The following is an 18,984-nucleotide window of genomic DNA, read 5'->3' as shown; positions in this document are numbered from 1 at the left end:
ATCATTATATACTCACCGATTTTTACATTCTCAGAAGCTTGCTCAGATAGAAAATGTAAGCACATTTGAAATAACTAACGTTAGATGAAAATCAGAAAAGAGGTATATGATAGAAGATATGACAATAGCTTAACTCATATTGTTAGAAAGTGTTTAAAAGTTGAGTAAGCTATATTAATAAAATTATTAATTTATTGTGTTAAATTATAGCTTTCAGCAATCAAAGATTTTAACTCGCTATCATCAAATTCAGATGAGAGGCTAATAGAAACCCAATGCTCTTTATTCATATGGTAAGCTGGATACACTCCTTTTTTCAATCGTAATGATCCCGTTAAATTTGGCATAACTTTTAAATTTATGATATCGACTATATCGCTACTACCATTATCAAATAATTTGCTTTCTAGAACATCCATTATAGCTGCGAACCACTTCGAATTACTATTATGCCTAAAAACTATATAATTAGGATATTTAATCCATAAATACTCAGGCTCTACATTATAGTTTTCTTTAATATAATTAATTAATTCTTTTCTATTCATTACAGCCTCATCTCATAGATTATCTGAATATAAATATAGCTCCGTATGCCTTAAGATCCCATTACTTTTTTTCTTTTTTATCGCTCATCTACCCTATACTCTCTTTTATTTTTACTATTTTTATAGAATTATTATTCAATACCCTCAATTACAATAATAATGCATACCTTACTTTTATACAGGAAATTTGAAAAAACTTCTGATTAATATTGCCATATTTTATATTTTTGTATATAAAAAGGCCACTTAGGTGGCCCAAGAAGTAATCATTTATTTTAACAGATTAAAAATTTCCTTTACTACGTTGTTGCTCAATATAAATATTCTGATTAGTTTTAATACTATTTAATGTGCTATCAGAATATGGATCTTCTTTATGACTTTTACTTTCTTGAGATTCTATTGCTCCCGTTGATGAACAAGCAGAAATAAAAAAAACACTCAAAAGCATAAGTAATCTCATATCTACCCCAAATAATATTTTAAATTAATAGCAAATGCTTAGAGTAAAAATGAATAATTTAGTTCATAAAATCAATCATCTTCATTTTTTACACTTGCTCTCAACATGGTTATATAATAAATTATATATCGATAAAAACACAAAAAATGGAAGCAATAATGAAATTGTTTATGTTCTATGTTGGTGGCAATGCGGGTAAGTCAAATATCGAAGTTCACGATATTCAATTTGTTGCAGCAGAAAAGCCTATAGATGCTTGGCCTGCATTAAGAGATGCATGGTTTGGTGACAAAGATAAAGTACATATTGATGGTTATACTGAAATCACTTGGGTTGATGGATTTGATATTAGCCTCAGTCTTAGCAATAAGACTAGCAACAATAACAATAAGTTATACTTTGTTAATGTAGGTGGTTATCATCCATCAAGCCTAGCTGAACTACACGAATTTGATTTATTTGTTGCACAATCAGCAAATGAGGCTAAAGAAAAAGCCATCACAACGCTTTTAGTCGATAGCCAGCAACAACATAAAGATAATTTAAAAGATGTTGATGATTGCATTTTATTAAGCAAAATCGGTGATTACTACATTCACCTAATACCAAATAATTCAGGTGAACATTTCAAACCTTTATGGCAAGGTTATCAACCGATTGGTATTGAGAAAAGTCAATAATGATTTTTACTGCGCTACAAATTTTGAGCGTAGTAATTTTCTCGAATTATGCAATCATCAACTCATTTTTAAATATCAATTAACCACATATTAAATAATATTGATATTTTATTTAAAATGACTTTATATTAATTGCTTATTGCTTTTATTATTTAAAATTCATTAACTTTTTAAAATAAAACCCTTTTTTAGTTTTGGGGAATTTATTTCCATTATATATTTTTCGTTCATAATCTCGGCCCGCATAGCGATTATCACCATAAAATTGACCATATAATGCAGTTTTAGGGCATACATCATCAGAAAAAAATCTATGATTATTATCCATTTCAATTTTCCTTATTTAATTTAAATTAGTTAGATACCTCTTAATATAAAATATCTATAAATCGTTATTAATTTATAATATATATAAATCATCCAACACCATACTACTTCTATAAAAATAGATCCAATTTTACACTTATTTTTATTTAGAAAAAATAAATAAAACAATATAAATAGAATATTTCAAATAAAGGCCACATTAGACAAAATAAAAAAATAGGGTATGATATAAATATCACACACCTTTTTTACTATAATAAATTATTTATTATCTATCTCTTTGTTCGCTATCCCAAATGGGATATGTACAGAAGGAAGCTCAGACGAGGATTTTAAATGTAATTTTTGATCATCAAAGAATATATGTGGTTTTAAAATCTTTAACACATTCGCCTTCTCTACTCCTCCCATAAAAAAGGCTTCATTAACAGAAATTCCCCACGCTCTCATGGTATTAATAACTCGCTTATGAGACGGCGCATTTCGTGCAGTAACAATGGAAATCTTAAGTAATGGAACATAACTAGGATCTTGCTTTACTTTTTCTAATTCTAGTTTTTGAATATCTGAAATACGCAGTAGAAATTTCTTTAACGGCCCTGGGTTATGAGGAGTATCAACCATTTTGGCTTCATGAAGATGAAATAGTGATAATTCTCCCGAAGTTTTGTAAATAACCTCGGCTTCATCATCAGCGATAACGCCATCAAAGTCGAAAGCAATTCTTAATTCATCTGCATTATCATCATTAATATGACCTGCTAATATTTGTCCTGCGGGATAATTAGCTTTAATTGCTTGTATAACATCATCATGATCTGCTGATAAAAATAATTCAATATCAAAGGCTGGAATATAAATATGAGGTGATTTTCCTTGAAGAAACACAGCCCTGGTGATCCCTAGCTCATAATGCTCAATAGAATTCATCACTCTTAATCCTGTATCAGGATCATTTCTAGATAATAAAATGACTTCAACCAAGGGATCATCAATCCTGATATTATTTAGTTTTAAAAGTCGGCTAATAAACGGAAATGCAACACCTTTATTTAATGGAATATCTTGCATTTCTCGCTGATATTTTCGATAAGACTCCTCACCTTCAGTACGAAATATATTATCTGACTCTTCTAAATCAAATAGCGCACTAGAAGATAGCCCTATGACTAATCTTTTTGTTAAATCATATGCCATTGCGTCAATTCCTTATTAGAGCTTTTTATTATTTATACTATCATTTTTTTAATAGCCCTGAGATAAGAAAATCGGCACATAAAGTATGAATATGGCAATGTCACAATCTTACCAAGAATTTATTCTCTCCCTAAACACGCAAATGATATTGATTATCATTTGCATTTAAGTATTATCACTATTATGCTAGTGGTTATTACAAGTAAGGAGAAGACTCATGGTTAAAAAAACAATACATTTACGATCTCGACACGCTAAGGATTTAATCAATAAAATAAAAAAAATGAAAAGCATTGAGAATACGATAAATACTAAGTCAGAAAAAAGTGATCTCATTGTTATAATTGACAAATTACCAACTTTAGTTTCTATCAACTAAATTATTTTGTTGGTTTTTTAGTGTGAATAAATAGTGACCATAATCTTATTGGGGTTGACATATTAAATGATAATGATTATCTTTTAGCTTGTGAATAGTTGAGTATTTTACTTGGTTTTTCACAACGACATTGCTCACATTGCTTCTAGTATTTATTGACCAACTCTCCTAGCGTTGGTCTTTTTTTTACCTATCGTATATTTATTCTTATTGCACAATAAATAAAAAAACTATTACCTAAAAATACTATTTTAGTATTAAATATAAAATAGTTTATAGTGTAACTTCAGTAAGAAAATCATTTTATATTTGGTTTTCTATCCACCATAACGGATTGTTAAACAAACATTTTAGATTTAAACCATATCATCAATAGGGACTTTAATTTATGGGTTTTATTTCATCTCTCTTTGAAAAAGAGAACAAATTGACACCGTTACAGCAATGGGAACAAATAAATAAGAAATATGCAGATAATCCTATTGAGCGTATCCGTGAAAAATTAATACTTGTTGCGATTGTTGATCACGAGCACAAAGAATTTGGCGCTAATAGCCATAACTATCAATTAAACCCACCACTCTCTATAGAAAAAGCTGATCAGTTACAAAAAAAAAGCTGGATGTAAATTTCCACAGGACTATATCAACTTTATCACTCGAATTGGTCATGGTGGTACAGGTTCTTATGGTGGTGCAGGCCCTTATTATGGGCTCTACGCTTTTGATGACGCGATAGCTAGACATGATATAAAAAACTATGCACTACCCTGCTTACTTAACCCTAATATGGATATTGAGGAATGGAAAGCATTATGTCATGTACCTGATGATTGTAGTGATGAAGAATTTGATAATATTTACGATAGACTCCACCAAGGTACACTCTATTTAGGAACCTGTGGTTGTGAATACGATCTTTTATTAGTGTTGAATGGTGATTATAAAGGTCATATTTTATATACATCTGATTGGGTAAATTCAGATACTCCCTACACATTTTCTTATGAGACATCATTTACACAATGGTATGAACGTTGGTTAGATGAAGTTATTTTAGGCTATGACACAAGTTGGTTTGGTCATCGTATGGGAGGTAATGAAGAAATTTTAGTTTGTCTTGCCAACGATAATGATGATATTACTAAAAAAGTCAATGCTATCAACTCATTAACAAAACTACCTGAATTATCAAATAGGAGTCTGTATTTTTTAGAGCAGCAACTACGAGCCGAAAATATTGAGTTATATAAAGCATCTTTAAATGTCTTAGCAACCTATTTTAAAAAACACGCTTTACCTCATATTCAACGAGCACTAATTGCTCCATATGATGAAAAAACAGATATTGCTATTTCTATTATTTACTTCAAGTATAAAGAGCAGTATGCACAGTTTAAAGAAAGTCTTATTTCTATTCTTAAAGTAACCAATCACGAAGATACATTGCGTTTTATCGGCTACATTTTAACAGAACTAAATACTATTTTTGTTGAGGACTTTCAGCCTTTCTTTACTCATCAAAATGTAGAAATCATAAGAAGTGCTATTTATGCAGCCTCTCATGATGCTAATTTAAAACATAAAATTTCAGCATTTTTTGAACTAACTATCTCTGATAACGCAGAGATCAGCTTAGGCGCAATTCAGGCATTATCTAGTTCAAATTATATCAATAGTGAGCTATTGGATTATTTAAAAAAAGCTTGGAAAATGTATCCTAAAGAAAAAAATCCTTATATTCGTAATAATATCTCTTCTTATATCGCAAAGGTATATCCATCAAACAATATGATTGATGTAAAACAATGGTAGTTAATGGATAGACACCCTATTATCTTCTTGTATCTATTCTAATCAGGTAATAATCAATTATTGTCATTGCCTGATTTTTACCCAATATAATTATAAATACGTATTTTTGTTGTTCTAAAAATTAAGAAATTTATCAATACTCTCAGATAAATGTATATAAATTTTATTGTTAAATTAACATGATTATTAGTTATATGCTCCAATCCAATGTTCCCAATAAATTAAAAATCAATTAAAAACAATTAATTACATTATAAAAACATCAAGTAACTATGATTTTTTCAAGAAATACTTTTAATATCACACTTATTTTCATTATTTTTTTTAAAAGTTTGTTACAGATTGATATCTTTTTTTCCCTTACTATTGGTTTCAGTATTTCATCACTGATAGATATTTAATTTTCCCCCGCCTAGTGCGGGGATTTTTTTATCTTAAGAACTCACTTTAATACTGACAAATAAAATCACTATTTCTTTCAAATTTAATGTTCTCTTGTCTTCTTTTTTCATTCATAGCAAAGACAACATTTGATCTTTTCAAAAAAGCAGAAAAACTACTAATGACATTAAAAAGGCCATAATGTTATGGCCTTATTGTCAATATCCTATTTTCTTTTTATTTATAAGCTTCAAAAGTAATAATTTCTGTTTCGTTATTTGGTTCGCACAAATATTGATAATCTCCAGAAATTGTTATTTTGCCAAAGCCAATAGATTCAAGGAGCCGTCTAAATTCATACACACCAAACCATTTCAATTTAAACACTTCCCATTCACTTTCAATTATTTTTCCATTTCTCCATTTATCATAACGGTGATGAGATACTGTTAATTGATTAATATAATCTATTTCGGCATTTACTATCTGTAAGGTAATTAAATCCCCTTCCGGCGTTTCGAATTGTCGACTAGAACATTGGCCTTTAGTAAAGGTATGCGCCAAACTAATGTCAATTAACAAACGTCCATCTGGATTTAATGCGTTATAACATTGCTGAAGTGACTGTAGTGCTTTTGTTTCGCTATCTAACAATAAGAAAGTTCCTGTCGGAATAATTATTGCATCAACGCGTGTCTCAACTTGGAATGTCAACAAATTATCTTTAGTCACTTTATCTTGAGAATATCCATTACTTCTTAAATTTTCCATACAGAAATAAAGCATCTCATCTGAAAGATCAAACCCTTCTACATTAAATCCAGCCTTTAATAAAGGGATTAAAATACGCCCAGTTCCCACAGCAGGTTCTAAAATTTTACCATTAACATCCTTAAGACGTTCTTGATAATATTCTACGTCACCAAAACTACATCCTATAGGTTTATCTATTTGGTAAACTTGGGCTGATAACGAATGATAACTCTGCATAAATATTCTATTCTCTTTTTATTATTTATTTTTAATGATAATAAAGTGATAAATTAAAATATCAATACTCAACTAAATAGAAATCATCAAGTAAAGATATAATTTTTACTTTTATAGTAACTTTGTGGAAATATTTTGACAAATTTATTGTCATCTTGAAATAGCTTAAATTATTAATTTTTTGTTTTGACAACAAAATGTATCATAAAAAAATTAAGTAACATAACTTATGTTAAATAAAGTTAACTTATTAATGAAAATAAAGATAATTTTATCAAGTTAATATTATTCAAATGGTTACGTAAGCCATTTCTAATTTTAATTATTATTCTATTATTGAAGCATTCAAAAATTCATTCATAAATATTTATATAGTTGTCATTAACCATCAAATTTTTTTACAGATTGATATATTTTTTTTCTTTAATATTCCTTCCATCATTCAGAACGAAAAACACAGATCTTTCACAAAAGAGATCAATTACTAAATTTGACCAATAAAATAATATTAAGGAATATAAAATGAAAAAGAATCTTATTATCGTAGCTTGTTTAACACTTTTATTATCAGCTCCCACCCTTGCAAATAATAAGGTTATTGGTTCAGGAACAATTACCTTTACAGGCTCTATAGTAGAAGGTAATTGTATGATTGATTCTATCGGAAATATATTTAAAACAAACTGCTGGAATGGTGTTGAAATGGAAGAAATACAGCATAAAATTGAACCAAATAAAATGTTCAATACTAAATTAAATGAAAATAAAGGTTCAATGAATATAAATTGGATTGGTGAAAACTTAGCTATAATGGATATAATATATAATTAAAATTAACATTTTCTCTAATCCTATATTTTAAATAGATATTAATCTCTGAATATTTTGGATAAATTATTTATCATTAAATAATGAGTATATATTTTTCGAGCATTAGAAGTTATTACTATATTTATATAAATGGTATTTTTCTATTATGGTCATAATATATTAAGCAGGTATAGTTAACTTATATACCTGCTAACTCTATTCTTTTTTTTATCTTCTTTTTTCTTATCTTTTTATTTTCCATTCTATCCCTTTTGTTTGCATTTTCATTAATCCATACAAACGTAAGGGTTGACAAGTCAATTGATAATGATTATCTTTTAACTTGTGAATAGTTGAGTGTTTTGCTCAACTTTTTACAACGACATTGCTCACATTGCTTCCAGTATTTACTGTGACCAACACATTATGTGTTGGTCTTTTTTTATTTACTCATTTATAAATAGACTAGTGATAGAAACTCGTTTCACCTGCTGGTCGTGTTTTAAATCGTCTATGGGCCCATAAGTATTGTTCTGGTGCCCTCATGATTTCTGTTTCAATCAACTTATTCATTCTATCTGTATCGTTTTGAATATTATCGCTAGGGTAATTAACCAACTCCTCACCAATAATCAAACTGTATTGTTTACCTTTTTTATTTTCGTTTCTAACCAGCGTTACAGTCAAAGAAGGTGCTCCTGATAATTTGGCTAATATTGCAACGCCTTTTGAAGTTGATGTTTTTTCGACACAAAAGAAAGGTGAAAAAGTGGTTCCTTTCAAACCAAAATCCTGATCAGGAGCAAACCAAATTGCCTTTCCTTTTTTTAACTCCATAACCATAAATTTTAAATTACGTCTATCTATCATCCCTTTATCAGAACGACATCTCGCTTTAGTTTGGATATATTCCATCGCTTTATTGTTATGCGGTCTATACATGGCATTAACTGAGAAGCAAAGCCCCATAATACGCCCACCCAACTCTAGCGACATTGAATGTATGCCGATTAATAAAATCCCTGCATTTTTCTCATTAGCATTTGTGAAATTGGATATTCCCTGCACTTCAAAAAAGTTTTTTAATCGGCGATCACTCCAAAACCAAGCCATTCCTGTTTCAAATAAAGCCACACCAAGTGAAGATAAATTATCCATGACGAGTTTATTTATTTCATGTTGATCTTTATCAGGAAAACATAGCTCTAAATTTCGCTTTATTATAGAAACTCTTCTTTTTACAAAAAAACGAGATAATAACCCTAAACGTTTACCCAAGAAAAGTAACCAAGAATAAGGTAGTTGTACTAATAGAAAAAGAATAAAAACACCAAACCAAGTTAAAAAATATTTTGGGTGTAACAGATGCAATGAAAAAAAATTTTTAGCGTACACTAGTTTGTCCTTTGAGAACTAAAAGCTTTTAAGCCACATTGAATTAGACAGCATTTTTTTTAGATAAGTCATTAAATATTAATTTTATATTTTTCTTTAAATTATTTTTTATGATTTATCTGATATCTTTCTATTCTAATGAAGTTTTTTTCTTTCTTTTCATTGAGAAAGCAATATCTTACTATCTTTATTTCAGCATTATAGGAATTTTATTATTATTTAAACTATTTTTTTGCTAAAAAAGTTAATCATTAAAGCAAATTTTTTAATAATTAAAATTATTTATTTTAAACATTTACATAACCTTAATAAGGTTGTTTTAAATCTATATTACTATATAAAAAATAAAATAATGAGGTTTTTTAATACAAAAAACCTCACCGAGGTGAGGTTTTTATTGGTCTTATCAGTATTAATACTGCGTTAAGCAATATTTACTGCAATAATGACTCAATATTACAGAGCGATTACGTTCGCTGCTGCAGGACCTTTAGCGCCACTTTCGATAGAAAATGAAACTTCTTGGCCTTCTTTTAGAGATTTGAAGCTTTCGCTTTGGATAGCTGAAAAGTGTACGAATACGTCTTTGCTACCATCTTTAGGAGTGATAAAACCGAAGCCTTTATCATCGTTAAACCATTTTACTGTACCAGTCATTGTATTAGACATAAGATTTCCTTTAATTAATTATTTTGCCATAAGGCATTGTTTGCGGTTTGATTTCGGATTTTACTTATGGTCACTATTTGAAGGAATTCGCAACGAAGAGGTATCATGGATAACGCTAAACGGTGAACTACTTAAAACTGCACTAACATAAATAGGTCTGTACTTCCAAACCAGTGGCGCTATTAAGTCATATAATTCGGTTTATAGCAAATTATTTTCAAATTTATTTTTAAAAAAATATCAAAACGACAATTTAGAAAATAATTATAATATAAGAACAATTATCCACTCAATCAAAGTCCATATTTATATTTGTATTTTTCAGTGAATCTGAAGTAAATCGATTAAATATAACTTAAAACAGTAGATACTGTTATTTTTTTAAATAAACAATATCTACTCCATCAATAATATAGTATTTAATTTTAGTCAATTAATGCTAATAAAATATCTTCAGTTTTTGTCCACAGAAGTGATCCACCTTCTTCTGTCCATAAATATCGTTGTGCATTAGGAAAACGTTGAAACAACAATGCTCCAAAATCAGGAGAATGAACGGTACTCGTATCTTTCATGCCATACCATAATGTTGTTGGCGTTTTTATGTCTTCAGGTGAAAAACCCCATGGCTGCATAGCAATAAGAAGATCTTGAGTATATCCCTCATTACCTTGTTTAAAAGCTTCTGTCATACATTCTTGATAAACTGGAAGAAAATCTATCGATTGATAAACAGCTAAATCAACATCTGCACTGTAATTTAAAATAAAGTTCATTAACCAATTAGCTGATATATTTTGCTTAATCCAAGAAGCTAATACATCAGGAGCACTAACCGCCTGCTGTTGCATATTAGCAACTTCTTCTGTGAGTTGATTTCGTGTATCAGGATAATCAAATTGATCTTGTCCCGCGACAACAACTAATTTGTCTACATGACAATAAAAACAAAGTGCCATAGCAAATACAGCCCCTTGAGAAAATCCCATTACATCAAAGTTTTTAATATTAAGATGTTCGAGTAAAAATAAAATATCTTGAGAAAAAGATTTTAGCGTTTTATGAGGATCGAACGTTGAATCACCTAATCCTGGACGAGTTGGAGTAATTAAACGGATATTAAGCTTATTTAGATATTCAACATCCAAACCTAATAGACCACTCATACCTGCACCAGTACAAAATACTACTGGTTTACCTTGTTCTGGTCCAGACTCATACCACGCTAGAATTCTATTATCAGGTAACACTACATTATATTTTCTTGAGTTTTTAACTTTCATTAGATTTATTCTCTTATTAATTTTTTAATATCACAACATCCACCATATTAAATAGTGGTGTATTATTTTCTAAATTTAACTTTTAAGAACTAATATGAGACTAGCTAAGGATAAGATTTCATATAAACTCACAATAAATTTTCTAGTAGTATTAATGATAAAAAATGAATAATCTTTATGTTTATTTTAAACAGTATAACTAAAATGTACCCATTCGTTAAGTGCTTATTGGTACTGTTATCACTGCTTAAGTACAATATCGCAATGGGTTCACCTCTTCAGGATGATTGTAAACACGTTAATTTAATTCAATAATTTCTCTCTACTATTTATTAAATATAAAAAATAGTTTATTTTTTCTTTTTTAAATTAACAGTAAAAGCACCGATATATTTAATATCACTGAGATTATTATAGTTATATAAATATATTTATTATCTTTTCATTTTTAAAAACCACTAAATTGATAATAAATATATTAAAGCTCATTGTATAGTATGGGAATGTTTTATATTCAACCTGATTATTTAAATAAAAGGGAAGTTATACTTCCCTTTATTTTTAATGCTATAACGAAGCTATTTTACTAATTCACACGTACGCCCTTTATCTTCAGCGACACGTCCATTAATAGCATCATCTTCTGAAATGGTAGCAAGGTTAAATTCATCTTGCCCTTTTCCCCATATTTGGAAATTTTCACCAACATAGCGTGCACCACTCGCAGCAACAGCCTCTTGTAAAACAATAATTTCATCGTTGTAGTACATAACAGCGAGCTGTTCATTCGGAAAAGAAACTCTAATTTTCTGACCTTCACAATTATAAGTATCCGTTTTAGCGGCTAAAGCGGGGGCTGCCATTAACGATGATACTAAAGCAATAGCCGAAATAGAAAATAACTTATTCATCATATCTCCTAAAATAACCAATGAATTTCACTAATACAATAAAGCTAGGCACTTTCTTTTAAAGACAAAATAGGATACTTCCGTATTTGATGAAAACAAAAATATCTATCTTTATTTTAATAAAACCTTAATTTTAATAAAAACATCAATCATTGATTAATGACTTCAACAATTGTTTTTTTATTTAAAATCAAATTTAATTCAAATAATTTGCAATACATAACTTTACATTAATACTCGCCTATTTTACTTTATTCAATGCAACTACCACTATACGATATGCTATTATCCTAGCACCTATATATTTATTGTAGTTCAATAAATTAAATCGATCTTATTGAAAAATATCGATAGAGAAAAATAATAGGAATATTCATGCTCCAAGAGAATGTTGTTAAAGATATCATTGTTTGGATCGAGCAGAATCTTGATTCACGTTTATCATTAGATATCGTTGCTGAAAAATCAGGCTATACAAAGTGGCACTTTCAGCGCTTATTTAAAGCATATACAGGAATATCTTTAGGAAAATACATACTCGCCCGACGTTTATCTTGTGGTGCTTATGCCTTACGTATAACACGTTGCAGTCTGCTAGATATTTCACTGAAATATCGGTTTGACTCCCAGCAAACCTTTTGTCGTGCATTTAAAAAACAATTTAATATCACCCCTTCTGAGTATAGAAAAAAACCAGGTTGGGATATTAGTGAGCTTATTTTTCCAGCACTAGAAACTGTTGAGCTAAGTGCCAAATATGAAGTCGTTACCTTCCCTTCTCTAAAATTAGCCGGCATGTCTCACCAGTATAACAAACCCATTTCAACGTGGAATTCAGACAAGAAAAAATTCAGAAAAGAGTTTTGGCGTAAATTTTTGAAAGATGTACATACAATACCGACTGAGTTATATGCAATGCACAGAGCATCTGCAAGCACATTAGATGACACCATGTACATTTATAACACCGCAGTTGATAAAGAAAAGCTATCAACGGCATCTAATGTCTCAGCAATGTCACAATTAGAATTACCCAGCGGTAATTACCTAGAAATTACTTTTCATATGGATGAAATTTTAGATTCATTAACGGGTTATGATGACATTATTTATACGGTATATACTAAAGTATTACCAAAAATGAATTTATTACGTAGACCTGGCCCTGATATTGAACGATATACACTAAAAGAGCCTGTGAGTTACGATAAATTACTTGATCAAAGTGGGCAATATTTGCAAAAAATTAGCTACTATATTCCTGTTATTTAATCGCCTATTATTAAAAAGATCCCAACAACTTGGGATCTTTTGTCTAGATTGTATTTAAAGCAACATTTCTCTATTAGTCTTTTTTAGACTTATTAGCAAAGAAAATATCATCTTGAATATCTTTTGTTTTTATAGTAAATAATTCATTTGTTAAATTTTCGGTCAATAACTCAGCACTCGCCATCACTCGTAAATTAAATTCATTTAACATTTTATCTGCACCCGCTTTATTGGTTTTAACCATAGCAAGATATTTAGCTTCCATTTCTTTTTGCTCTAGTGCTGTTTTTTCTTCCCATTCTTGGTAGGCTTTTTTTACTATTGGTGCAAGTTTTGGATAGTCTGTCATCACTAATGTTTGTAATTTACGATATTTCCAATAAATAGAATCGCTATCTGCTTTATTTGTACCTATTCCATAATGTTGAGGATAAGCTTTTAGTCCACTGTAATATGGAACAAATGCAGTTAAATCCGCCATCCCCAACCCAACATAAGTTATTTCACCTATTTCTTGAGGAAGCTCTGGACGAACTTGCATTACATGTGCTTCATAAGTTCTAAATACACTAATTGGGCGCCATGGCTCTTTACCATTTAATCCATTGGTATAAGGATCATGTTTGGTTCCTTCAAAGTGGTTACGCAACATAGTCTTCGCTTCTTCAATAGACACTTTTTTTTCTGGTGTTAATAAAGGGGCAAAATTGCGCCCATCATCAACTGCTTGCTTTAACGATGGATTAAATTGTTGCTGAATGATCCATACTCTAGGGTCATTGTAGGTACGATCTCGCTCATCATCACGGGTATACGCTTTAGAAAAGTTAAATGCTCCCTCTTTTTCAGGATTATAAAGCCCTTTTTCAATCGCAAATTCCACTAAATTTTTAGAGCCTAATATATCTTCACTGTTGATATCATAAGCTTGTAGTCTGCCTTGATTACCTGTCGCAAAATATTTGTCTTTAGGCAATCTTTGTGCAATCCAATGATGTCCTGTTCCTGTTTCTAAATACCAAAGTTCATTTTTATCAACAACAGCAACTCCAAATCCTTCTCCAGCCCCTTGTGTTTCAATAATACTTCCTAATAATTCGATTGCTTCACGCGCTGTTTTTGCTCTTGAAAGTAGCACATCAGGAATATCATCTTCAGTTATTCCTGTATCTTCAACATAAGGATCAAAAGAAAGTGCTTTGGGTGAAGCAAAAATAGACTCGGTGCCACTAACGCCAACCCCCAGCTCGTTAAACCCTGTTGCGCCATGTAGCTGTGTTTTCCAATTTGGAACAGTAGTATAACGTAATGCATTTTTTGGTAATGGGTACGTAAAGTTATTAGCGCCGTTGTGTTCTTTTGTACTGTAAGTTCCTATTTGATTTGATTTAGCAGGATGAATAACAAAATGTTGCGCTTTTAATGCATCGCTATCTGCGCTACGAGCAATAATTAAAGAGCCATCATTTGTTGCCTCACTTCCAGCTAATAATGTGGTACAGGCCAAAGCAGATGAAACTAATGCAATATTAATTGATAAGGCAATAATACCTTTTTTGAAAAAAGACATAAAACTCCCCATTTGCTTGTTATTTATAATTTGTATATCAATTAAATACCTTAAGAAATAAAAAACCAGATAGATAATTGGACGTAGAATATTAACAATGAAAAAGAGCCCATTACCGTGATTTATATCTCAATGGTCATTATATTTTGAAATAAAAAATTAATTAAATGTATCATATTAATATCAATGGGATTTATCTATGGACATATTTAAATATAAATAAGATAAAGTATTGTTATTAATTTCATTAGAAATGTAATCTAAGCTAATTTTATTTATAATAAGAGTTTATTATATTAAATATAATAATAATACATTAAATGCAATAGTAATCTGTGTTAATAAAAAAACACTAATGCTTCCTTCATAACTATTATTTAATAATTATCCTATTAACGGTATAATCGTATATAAGATAAACAGACTAAAGTAAAAAACACGATGGCAGTTAATATAAAAAGAACCTCTTGGTCAGGAGGGTGGGCTACATTGCGCGACCTTGAAATTATACAAACGGTGATCGACTATGGGAGTGTGACTAATGCTGCAGAGCAACTAGGTATTTCTCAACCCGCAGTAAGCCAAACATTAAATCAGATAGAAAAGCGTTGTGGTAAACAATTATTCACTCGTGAAAATAACAAACTTATACCTAACTCTGATGCACTATTACTCTACGAAGAAATCACCAACATAGCCGCATCTTTCAGTCGACTAAGCCATTTTCATCACCAAGAAAAAAAACGAAGTCTACGCATTTTAGTTCCCCCAACACTAGCTTATGGATTTATAAATAAAATCACTGCTCTTTTTATTAAAAAACATCAAGTTAATGTTCATTTAGAAATATCTAGAAGTGAACAGTTATTGTCTTTAATTGCAAAAGAACAAGCCGATATTGCCATTACTGACAATATGACAATTAATAGTAATTATAATTTGACACAAATACCAATGAGAGAAACTCAAATTATTTGTGCTATGCCTAAATCGCATAAACTATGTACAAAAAATACGCTCACATTAGATGATTTACATGATCAACCTTTTATTGCATTAGTTAAAAGCAATATTGGCCGTACCGTTATTGACAGAATGCTTCATAAATCAAACTCTAAACCTAATATTATTGCTGAAGTCTCAGATCAAGAAACAGCAATAACATTTGTAAAAAATGAATTAGGAATAAGTTTAATTAATTCATTTCCTATTATTGAAACTGAAGGTGTTATTTATAAGAAAATTACGCCAACAATTAAGAGCAATATTTGTTTCTTTACATCGAAAAAAACAGAACATGAAACTCAACTCTATATTGAGTTTATCCAAGAGAATCAACCAAAAAACTCATTATTTTCAATATCCATTAAATAGTTATTAAGGTCTCATTCTATGCAACATCAGCAAATAGAAGAGACCTTTCTATTATTTACGTATATTAAGAATAGATAAAACACCTTCAGTAAAAAGTGTTAAACCAATGGAGAGCGCCTCTTCATCGATATCAAATTTTTCTTTATGATGCCCGTCTCTTTGATCTGCACCTACTAAAAAGAATATCGCTTTTCCACCTTTTTCTTGTACTCTTCTTACCATCAGTGAGACATCTTCACTCCCCCCCAAAGGTAATGTGACATTTAATAATTCTGGATGTGTATCGATAATCCCTTGCATGAGGTTTATCATTTCAAGATCATTTCTAAAATTTGTTGCCTCACCAGTAATTTCTATTTTCGTTTCCAAGTGATAAGAAGATGCGATACCAGCAGTATATTTTTTGATATTATCAAATAAATATTTTGTTATTTCAGCATCTTGTCCACGTACTTCCAGTTGCATCTTCGCCGAGCTAGGAATAAGGCTACGATCTTCACCTGCAATTAAAGTTCCAACATTTACTCTCGTCATGCCTTTACCATGCCTTGGTGTTGCTAATATTTCATTAGCTAAAAAACAGGCTCCAGTTAATGCATTATTTCCTTTTTCTGGCTCATCGACAGCATTAGCTACTTTTCCTTTTAAAGAAATATCTAATTTAGTTGTACAAAGGAAATCAAAAGGATCGAGTGCAATTTCACCTTTTTTTAAATTACATCCAATATGCATTCCCATAAAGTAATCAGTATCATCCAAAATCCCACTGTCGCTTATTGCTCTAGCACCTCTCACCCCTTCTTCTGCAGGTTGAAATATTAATTTGTATTTTCCACTTAAAATGTGAATATTTTGTTTTAACCAATGTGCTAAACCAAGCCCTATTGCAGTATGTCCATCATGACCACAAGCATGCATTAATCCAGAACGACACGAAGCAAAACCCTGCTTATTAGGTAGATGATTTTCATCATTTGATTCTTGAACATAAACACAATCAATATCAAAACGAAAAGTGAATGTAGGACCAGGTATTTTTGTATCAATAATAGCCATACATCCTGTAAGACCATTCATTTCGGCTAATAACTCAGTACTGATCCCTTTTTCTTTGGCAATTTTGATTGCTTCTTTTACGAGTTTTTCATCTCGACCTAAAATACTTTCTTGGCAAAGAATATGAGGCCCAGCTTTAACCTCAACCCCCATGTCACGCAATAACGTAATTATCGTGCCCGTTGTCACAAACTCGGTCCAACCAATTTCTGGAAATTGGTGAAAAGTCCTACGCCACTCTATTAATTTATTTATTTGGATCGGCTGCATTGTTTTTCCCTTATAAAAAGTAAACCTCAATTAACAAACAAGAAAAATATATAATCAATAAATTATAAGAATCATAATCTAATAGTTATGTGCGTAGATGTGATCTCATCGCCATTTTGCTCATTTTTAAAGCATGGCTATTTTATGATTTTGTTTAAATAAGAACGTGGAAAATAGCGAGTAAAATCAATTAATAAGGAATAAAAGATAGCCACTAAAGTCATATTTGTGTTTAGTGGCTATTGTATTGATCATGATTCATCTATAAATCGCATTAATTGCTGGCGTAATTGCTTGTTTTCTTGTTTTAACTGCTCATTTTCATCTAATAAGGTTAGAGCGATAGCAATGCCATGCCAATCTAATGCGAGCTCTTTATGAAGTTTTAACGCACGATGTGTCACCACAAGGGCATTATCATCGAAAAACCATTCTTGAGTTTCAATTTCTAATGGCTCAATCACGCCAAGTGCAACAAACTCTTTAAGTTCATCATTTGATATTCCAGTGTGATGGCAAAATTCAGTGACAGTAAATATAGTTGTTGTTAACTGACCCATTATTTATTCTCCCAGTCTTTACGTGGATTATAATCGGTCTGGCTATCTGCAATTTGTTGCCATAATTCGCGTGTTTTTTCATCCGATTTAGGTGGCATTACAATTTTTAAAATTGCATATAAATCGCCACTAGCCTTTTTGCTAACTAATCCTTTTCCTTTAATACGTAATTTTTGCCCTGCTTGGCTTCCTGCAGGAATAGTTAATAAGATTTTCTCTTTTATTGTAGGTATAGGAATTTTTGCACCTAATGCCGCTTCCCAAGGTGCAACTGGAACCACTATTTCTAAATCATGGCCTTTAATATCAAACAAAGGATGAGGTGCAATACGAATTGTTAGCCATAAATCACCATTTTCCCCACCATTTTCACCTAGTGTTCCCTGACCTTTTAAGCGAATACGCTGTCCATCAATAACACCTGCAGGAATTTTAATATTTAATGTTTTAGGAATTTCTTTTTCTACGATCCCAAAAACATTATAAACCGGTAAATGGTAACTAATTGTGCGTTTATGTTCTTCTTGTGATTCTTCTAAAAACACAGCTAATTCTAGTTCTAAATCGTGTCCACGTTGTTTAAAGGACTGAGAATTCTGCTGTTCTTCAAATGGAGAACGTCGGCCAAAAAATGATGCATAAATGTCATCAAAATCTTCTTGGCTAAAGCTTTGTTGATTTTTTGTATTCGAATCTTGTTGTGTAAATTGCTTAAACTTAGGATCGTTACGATGTGCCCAAAGCTCATCATATTCAGCTCTTCGTTGCTCATCTCCTAATATTTCCCATGCTTGAGCAATTTCTTTAAAACGCTCTTCAGCATTCGGCTCTTTACTTACATCAGGGTGATATTTTTTAGCTAAACGGCGATAAGCCGTTTTAATCGTTTTAGTATCATCAGTAGGTTTAACACCCATTATGGCGTAGTAATCCTTTAATTCCATAGTGATATCTCAATTATGTTAAATAATGAATTAAATATTAATCCCCTAGGCTTGATTAATTATAGAACAAAGAAATTATGTTAGTGAGTAA

Annotated in this window: 19 protein-coding genes; 6 read left to right on the top strand and 13 right to left on the bottom strand. The window is 30.6% G+C overall.

Annotated features, from left to right (window positions below):
* Window positions 1–191: 191 nt before the first annotated feature.
* Together LG402_RS07095 and LG402_RS07090 are read right to left on the bottom strand one after the other, a co-directional pair.
* Window positions 192–548: an MmcQ/YjbR family DNA-binding protein gene (locus tag LG402_RS07095; protein ID WP_109408873.1), complete on the bottom strand. Its 357-nt coding sequence runs from the start codon at window positions 546–548 to the stop codon at window positions 192–194.
* 283 nt (window positions 549–831) lie between these two features.
* A complete protein-coding gene (locus tag LG402_RS07090; RefSeq protein WP_109408872.1) occupies window positions 832–1,011 on the bottom strand; it encodes a hypothetical protein in 180 nt (59 codons plus the stop codon).
* Window positions 1,012–1,169: 158 nt separating this feature from the next.
* Here LG402_RS07090 and LG402_RS07085 point away from each other — a divergent pair, with 158 nt between their 5' ends.
* The gene (locus tag LG402_RS07085) at window positions 1,170–1,691 is read left to right on the top strand and encodes a DUF1543 domain-containing protein (RefSeq protein WP_227336686.1); all 522 of its coding nucleotides are present in this window, start codon (window positions 1,170–1,172) and stop codon (window positions 1,689–1,691) included.
* Window positions 1,692–1,839: 148 nt separating this feature from the next.
* Here the strand turns inward: LG402_RS07085 and LG402_RS07080 are convergent, their stop codons facing one another.
* Together LG402_RS07080 and LG402_RS07075 are read right to left on the bottom strand one after the other, a co-directional pair.
* Window positions 1,840–2,019, bottom strand: a complete 180-nt coding sequence (locus LG402_RS07080; protein WP_109408870.1) for a hypothetical protein — start codon at window positions 2,017–2,019, stop codon at window positions 1,840–1,842.
* Between the two features lie 260 nt (window positions 2,020–2,279).
* On the bottom strand, window positions 2,280–3,215 hold the full coding sequence (locus tag LG402_RS07075) for a 5'-nucleotidase (protein ID WP_227336685.1): 936 nt from the start codon (window positions 3,213–3,215) through the stop codon (window positions 2,280–2,282).
* Between the two features lie 767 nt (window positions 3,216–3,982).
* Here LG402_RS07075 and LG402_RS07070 point away from each other — a divergent pair.
* Together LG402_RS07070 and LG402_RS07065 are read left to right on the top strand one after the other, a co-directional pair.
* Complete coding sequence (locus LG402_RS07070; protein WP_227336684.1) at window positions 3,983–4,222, top strand: hypothetical protein; 240 nt, start codon at window positions 3,983–3,985, stop codon at window positions 4,220–4,222.
* Window positions 4,191–5,408 carry an SMI1/KNR4 family protein gene (locus tag LG402_RS07065; RefSeq protein WP_413685687.1) on the top strand — a complete coding sequence of 406 codons (1,218 nt, stop codon included), beginning with the start codon at window positions 4,191–4,193 and terminating at the stop codon, window positions 5,406–5,408. Before LG402_RS07070 ends, LG402_RS07065 begins: the two co-directional genes overlap by 32 nt.
* A 618-nt stretch (window positions 5,409–6,026) precedes the next feature.
* On the opposite strand, the gene LG402_RS07060 is transcribed toward LG402_RS07065, so the two are convergent.
* Window positions 6,027–6,779 (bottom strand): class I SAM-dependent methyltransferase, encoded by a 753-nt coding sequence (locus LG402_RS07060; protein ID WP_227336682.1) that lies wholly within the window; start codon window positions 6,777–6,779, stop codon window positions 6,027–6,029.
* A gap of 522 nt (window positions 6,780–7,301) precedes the next feature.
* Here LG402_RS07060 and LG402_RS07055 point away from each other — a divergent pair.
* Window positions 7,302–7,610 carry a type 1 fimbrial protein gene (locus tag LG402_RS07055; protein ID WP_166540139.1) on the top strand — a complete coding sequence of 103 codons (309 nt, stop codon included), beginning with the start codon at window positions 7,302–7,304 and terminating at the stop codon, window positions 7,608–7,610.
* Between the two features lie 444 nt (window positions 7,611–8,054).
* Here LG402_RS07055 and lpxL read toward each other — a convergent pair whose 3' ends face one another.
* The 4 genes from lpxL to LG402_RS07035 all read right to left on the bottom strand — a co-directional run bounded on the left by lpxL (window position 8,055) and on the right by LG402_RS07035 (window position 11,847).
* Window positions 8,055–8,984: an LpxL/LpxP family Kdo(2)-lipid IV(A) lauroyl/palmitoleoyl acyltransferase gene (lpxL, locus tag LG402_RS07050; protein ID WP_227336681.1), complete on the bottom strand. Its 930-nt coding sequence runs from the start codon at window positions 8,982–8,984 to the stop codon at window positions 8,055–8,057.
* Between the two features lie 456 nt (window positions 8,985–9,440).
* Entirely contained in the window at window positions 9,441–9,653 is a 213-nt protein-coding gene (cspA, locus tag LG402_RS07045) for an RNA chaperone/antiterminator CspA (protein WP_166540137.1), read from the bottom strand.
* A 425-nt stretch (window positions 9,654–10,078) separates the two neighbouring features.
* Window positions 10,079–10,936 (bottom strand): alpha/beta fold hydrolase, encoded by an 858-nt coding sequence (locus LG402_RS07040; RefSeq protein ID WP_227336680.1) that lies wholly within the window; start codon window positions 10,934–10,936, stop codon window positions 10,079–10,081.
* Between the two features lie 578 nt (window positions 10,937–11,514).
* Entirely contained in the window at window positions 11,515–11,847 is a 333-nt protein-coding gene (locus LG402_RS07035) for an MliC family protein (protein WP_166540135.1), read from the bottom strand.
* Window positions 11,848–12,222: 375 nt separating this feature from the next.
* Here LG402_RS07035 and LG402_RS07030 point away from each other — a divergent pair, with 375 nt between their 5' ends.
* Window positions 12,223–13,119: an AraC family transcriptional regulator gene (locus tag LG402_RS07030; RefSeq protein ID WP_227336679.1), complete on the top strand. Its 897-nt coding sequence runs from the start codon at window positions 12,223–12,225 to the stop codon at window positions 13,117–13,119.
* Window positions 13,120–13,192: 73 nt separating this feature from the next.
* Here LG402_RS07030 and LG402_RS07025 read toward each other — a convergent pair whose 3' ends face one another.
* Window positions 13,193–14,689, bottom strand: coding sequence for a C69 family dipeptidase (locus tag LG402_RS07025; protein WP_166540133.1), 1,497 nt, complete (start codon window positions 14,687–14,689; stop codon window positions 13,193–13,195).
* A gap of 441 nt (window positions 14,690–15,130) precedes the next feature.
* Between LG402_RS07025 and LG402_RS07020 the strand changes: the two genes are divergently transcribed.
* Window positions 15,131–16,063, top strand: coding sequence for a LysR family transcriptional regulator (locus tag LG402_RS07020; protein WP_227336678.1), 933 nt, complete (start codon window positions 15,131–15,133; stop codon window positions 16,061–16,063).
* A 51-nt stretch (window positions 16,064–16,114) separates the two neighbouring features.
* Here the strand turns inward: LG402_RS07020 and LG402_RS07015 are convergent, their stop codons facing one another.
* The 3 genes from LG402_RS07015 to cbpA form a co-directional block, all read right to left on the bottom strand.
* The gene (locus tag LG402_RS07015) at window positions 16,115–17,389 is read right to left on the bottom strand and encodes an amidohydrolase (protein WP_166540131.1); all 1,275 of its coding nucleotides are present in this window, start codon (window positions 17,387–17,389) and stop codon (window positions 16,115–16,117) included.
* 251 nt (window positions 17,390–17,640) lie between these two features.
* Window positions 17,641–17,949 carry a chaperone modulator CbpM gene (gene cbpM, locus LG402_RS07010; RefSeq protein ID WP_109408858.1) on the bottom strand — a complete coding sequence of 103 codons (309 nt, stop codon included), beginning with the start codon at window positions 17,947–17,949 and terminating at the stop codon, window positions 17,641–17,643.
* Complete coding sequence (cbpA, locus tag LG402_RS07005; RefSeq protein ID WP_109408857.1) at window positions 17,949–18,893, bottom strand: curved DNA-binding protein; 945 nt, start codon at window positions 18,891–18,893, stop codon at window positions 17,949–17,951. Before cbpA ends, cbpM begins: the two co-directional genes overlap by 1 nt.
* Window positions 18,894–18,984: the final 91 nt, after the last annotated feature.

This window comes from Proteus sp. NMG38-2, assembly GCF_020640995.1.
Lineage (GTDB): Bacteria > Pseudomonadota > Gammaproteobacteria > Enterobacterales > Enterobacteriaceae > Proteus.
This window is presented reverse-complemented; position numbering and strand designations above follow the sequence as displayed.

Coding starts and splice junctions, on each gene's coding strand:
- LG402_RS07095 (WP_109408873.1), bottom strand. CDS start 548: ATGAATAGAAAAGAATTAATTAATTATATTAAAGAAAACTATAATGTA.
- LG402_RS07090 (WP_109408872.1), bottom strand. CDS start 1,011: ATGAGATTACTTATGCTTTTGAGTGTTTTTTTTATTTCTGCTTGTTCA.
- LG402_RS07085 (WP_227336686.1), top strand. CDS start 1,170: ATGAAATTGTTTATGTTCTATGTTGGTGGCAATGCGGGTAAGTCAAAT.
- LG402_RS07080 (WP_109408870.1), bottom strand. CDS start 2,019: ATGGATAATAATCATAGATTTTTTTCTGATGATGTATGCCCTAAAACT.
- LG402_RS07075 (WP_227336685.1), bottom strand. CDS start 3,215: ATGGCATATGATTTAACAAAAAGATTAGTCATAGGGCTATCTTCTAGT.
- LG402_RS07070 (WP_227336684.1), top strand. CDS start 3,983: ATGGGTTTTATTTCATCTCTCTTTGAAAAAGAGAACAAATTGACACCG.
- LG402_RS07060 (WP_227336682.1), bottom strand. CDS start 6,779: ATGCAGAGTTATCATTCGTTATCAGCCCAAGTTTACCAAATAGATAAA.
- LG402_RS07055 (WP_166540139.1), top strand. CDS start 7,302: ATGAAAAAGAATCTTATTATCGTAGCTTGTTTAACACTTTTATTATCA.
- cspA (WP_166540137.1), bottom strand. CDS start 9,653: ATGTCTAATACAATGACTGGTACAGTAAAATGGTTTAACGATGATAAA.
- LG402_RS07040 (WP_227336680.1), bottom strand. CDS start 10,936: ATGAAAGTTAAAAACTCAAGAAAATATAATGTAGTGTTACCTGATAAT.
- LG402_RS07035 (WP_166540135.1), bottom strand. CDS start 11,847: ATGAATAAGTTATTTTCTATTTCGGCTATTGCTTTAGTATCATCGTTA.
- LG402_RS07030 (WP_227336679.1), top strand. CDS start 12,223: ATGCTCCAAGAGAATGTTGTTAAAGATATCATTGTTTGGATCGAGCAG.
- LG402_RS07025 (WP_166540133.1), bottom strand. CDS start 14,689: ATGTCTTTTTTCAAAAAAGGTATTATTGCCTTATCAATTAATATTGCA.
- LG402_RS07020 (WP_227336678.1), top strand. CDS start 15,131: ATGGCAGTTAATATAAAAAGAACCTCTTGGTCAGGAGGGTGGGCTACA.
- LG402_RS07015 (WP_166540131.1), bottom strand. CDS start 17,389: ATGCAGCCGATCCAAATAAATAAATTAATAGAGTGGCGTAGGACTTTT.
- cbpM (WP_109408858.1), bottom strand. CDS start 17,949: ATGGGTCAGTTAACAACAACTATATTTACTGTCACTGAATTTTGCCAT.
- cbpA (WP_109408857.1), bottom strand. CDS start 18,893: ATGGAATTAAAGGATTACTACGCCATAATGGGTGTTAAACCTACTGAT.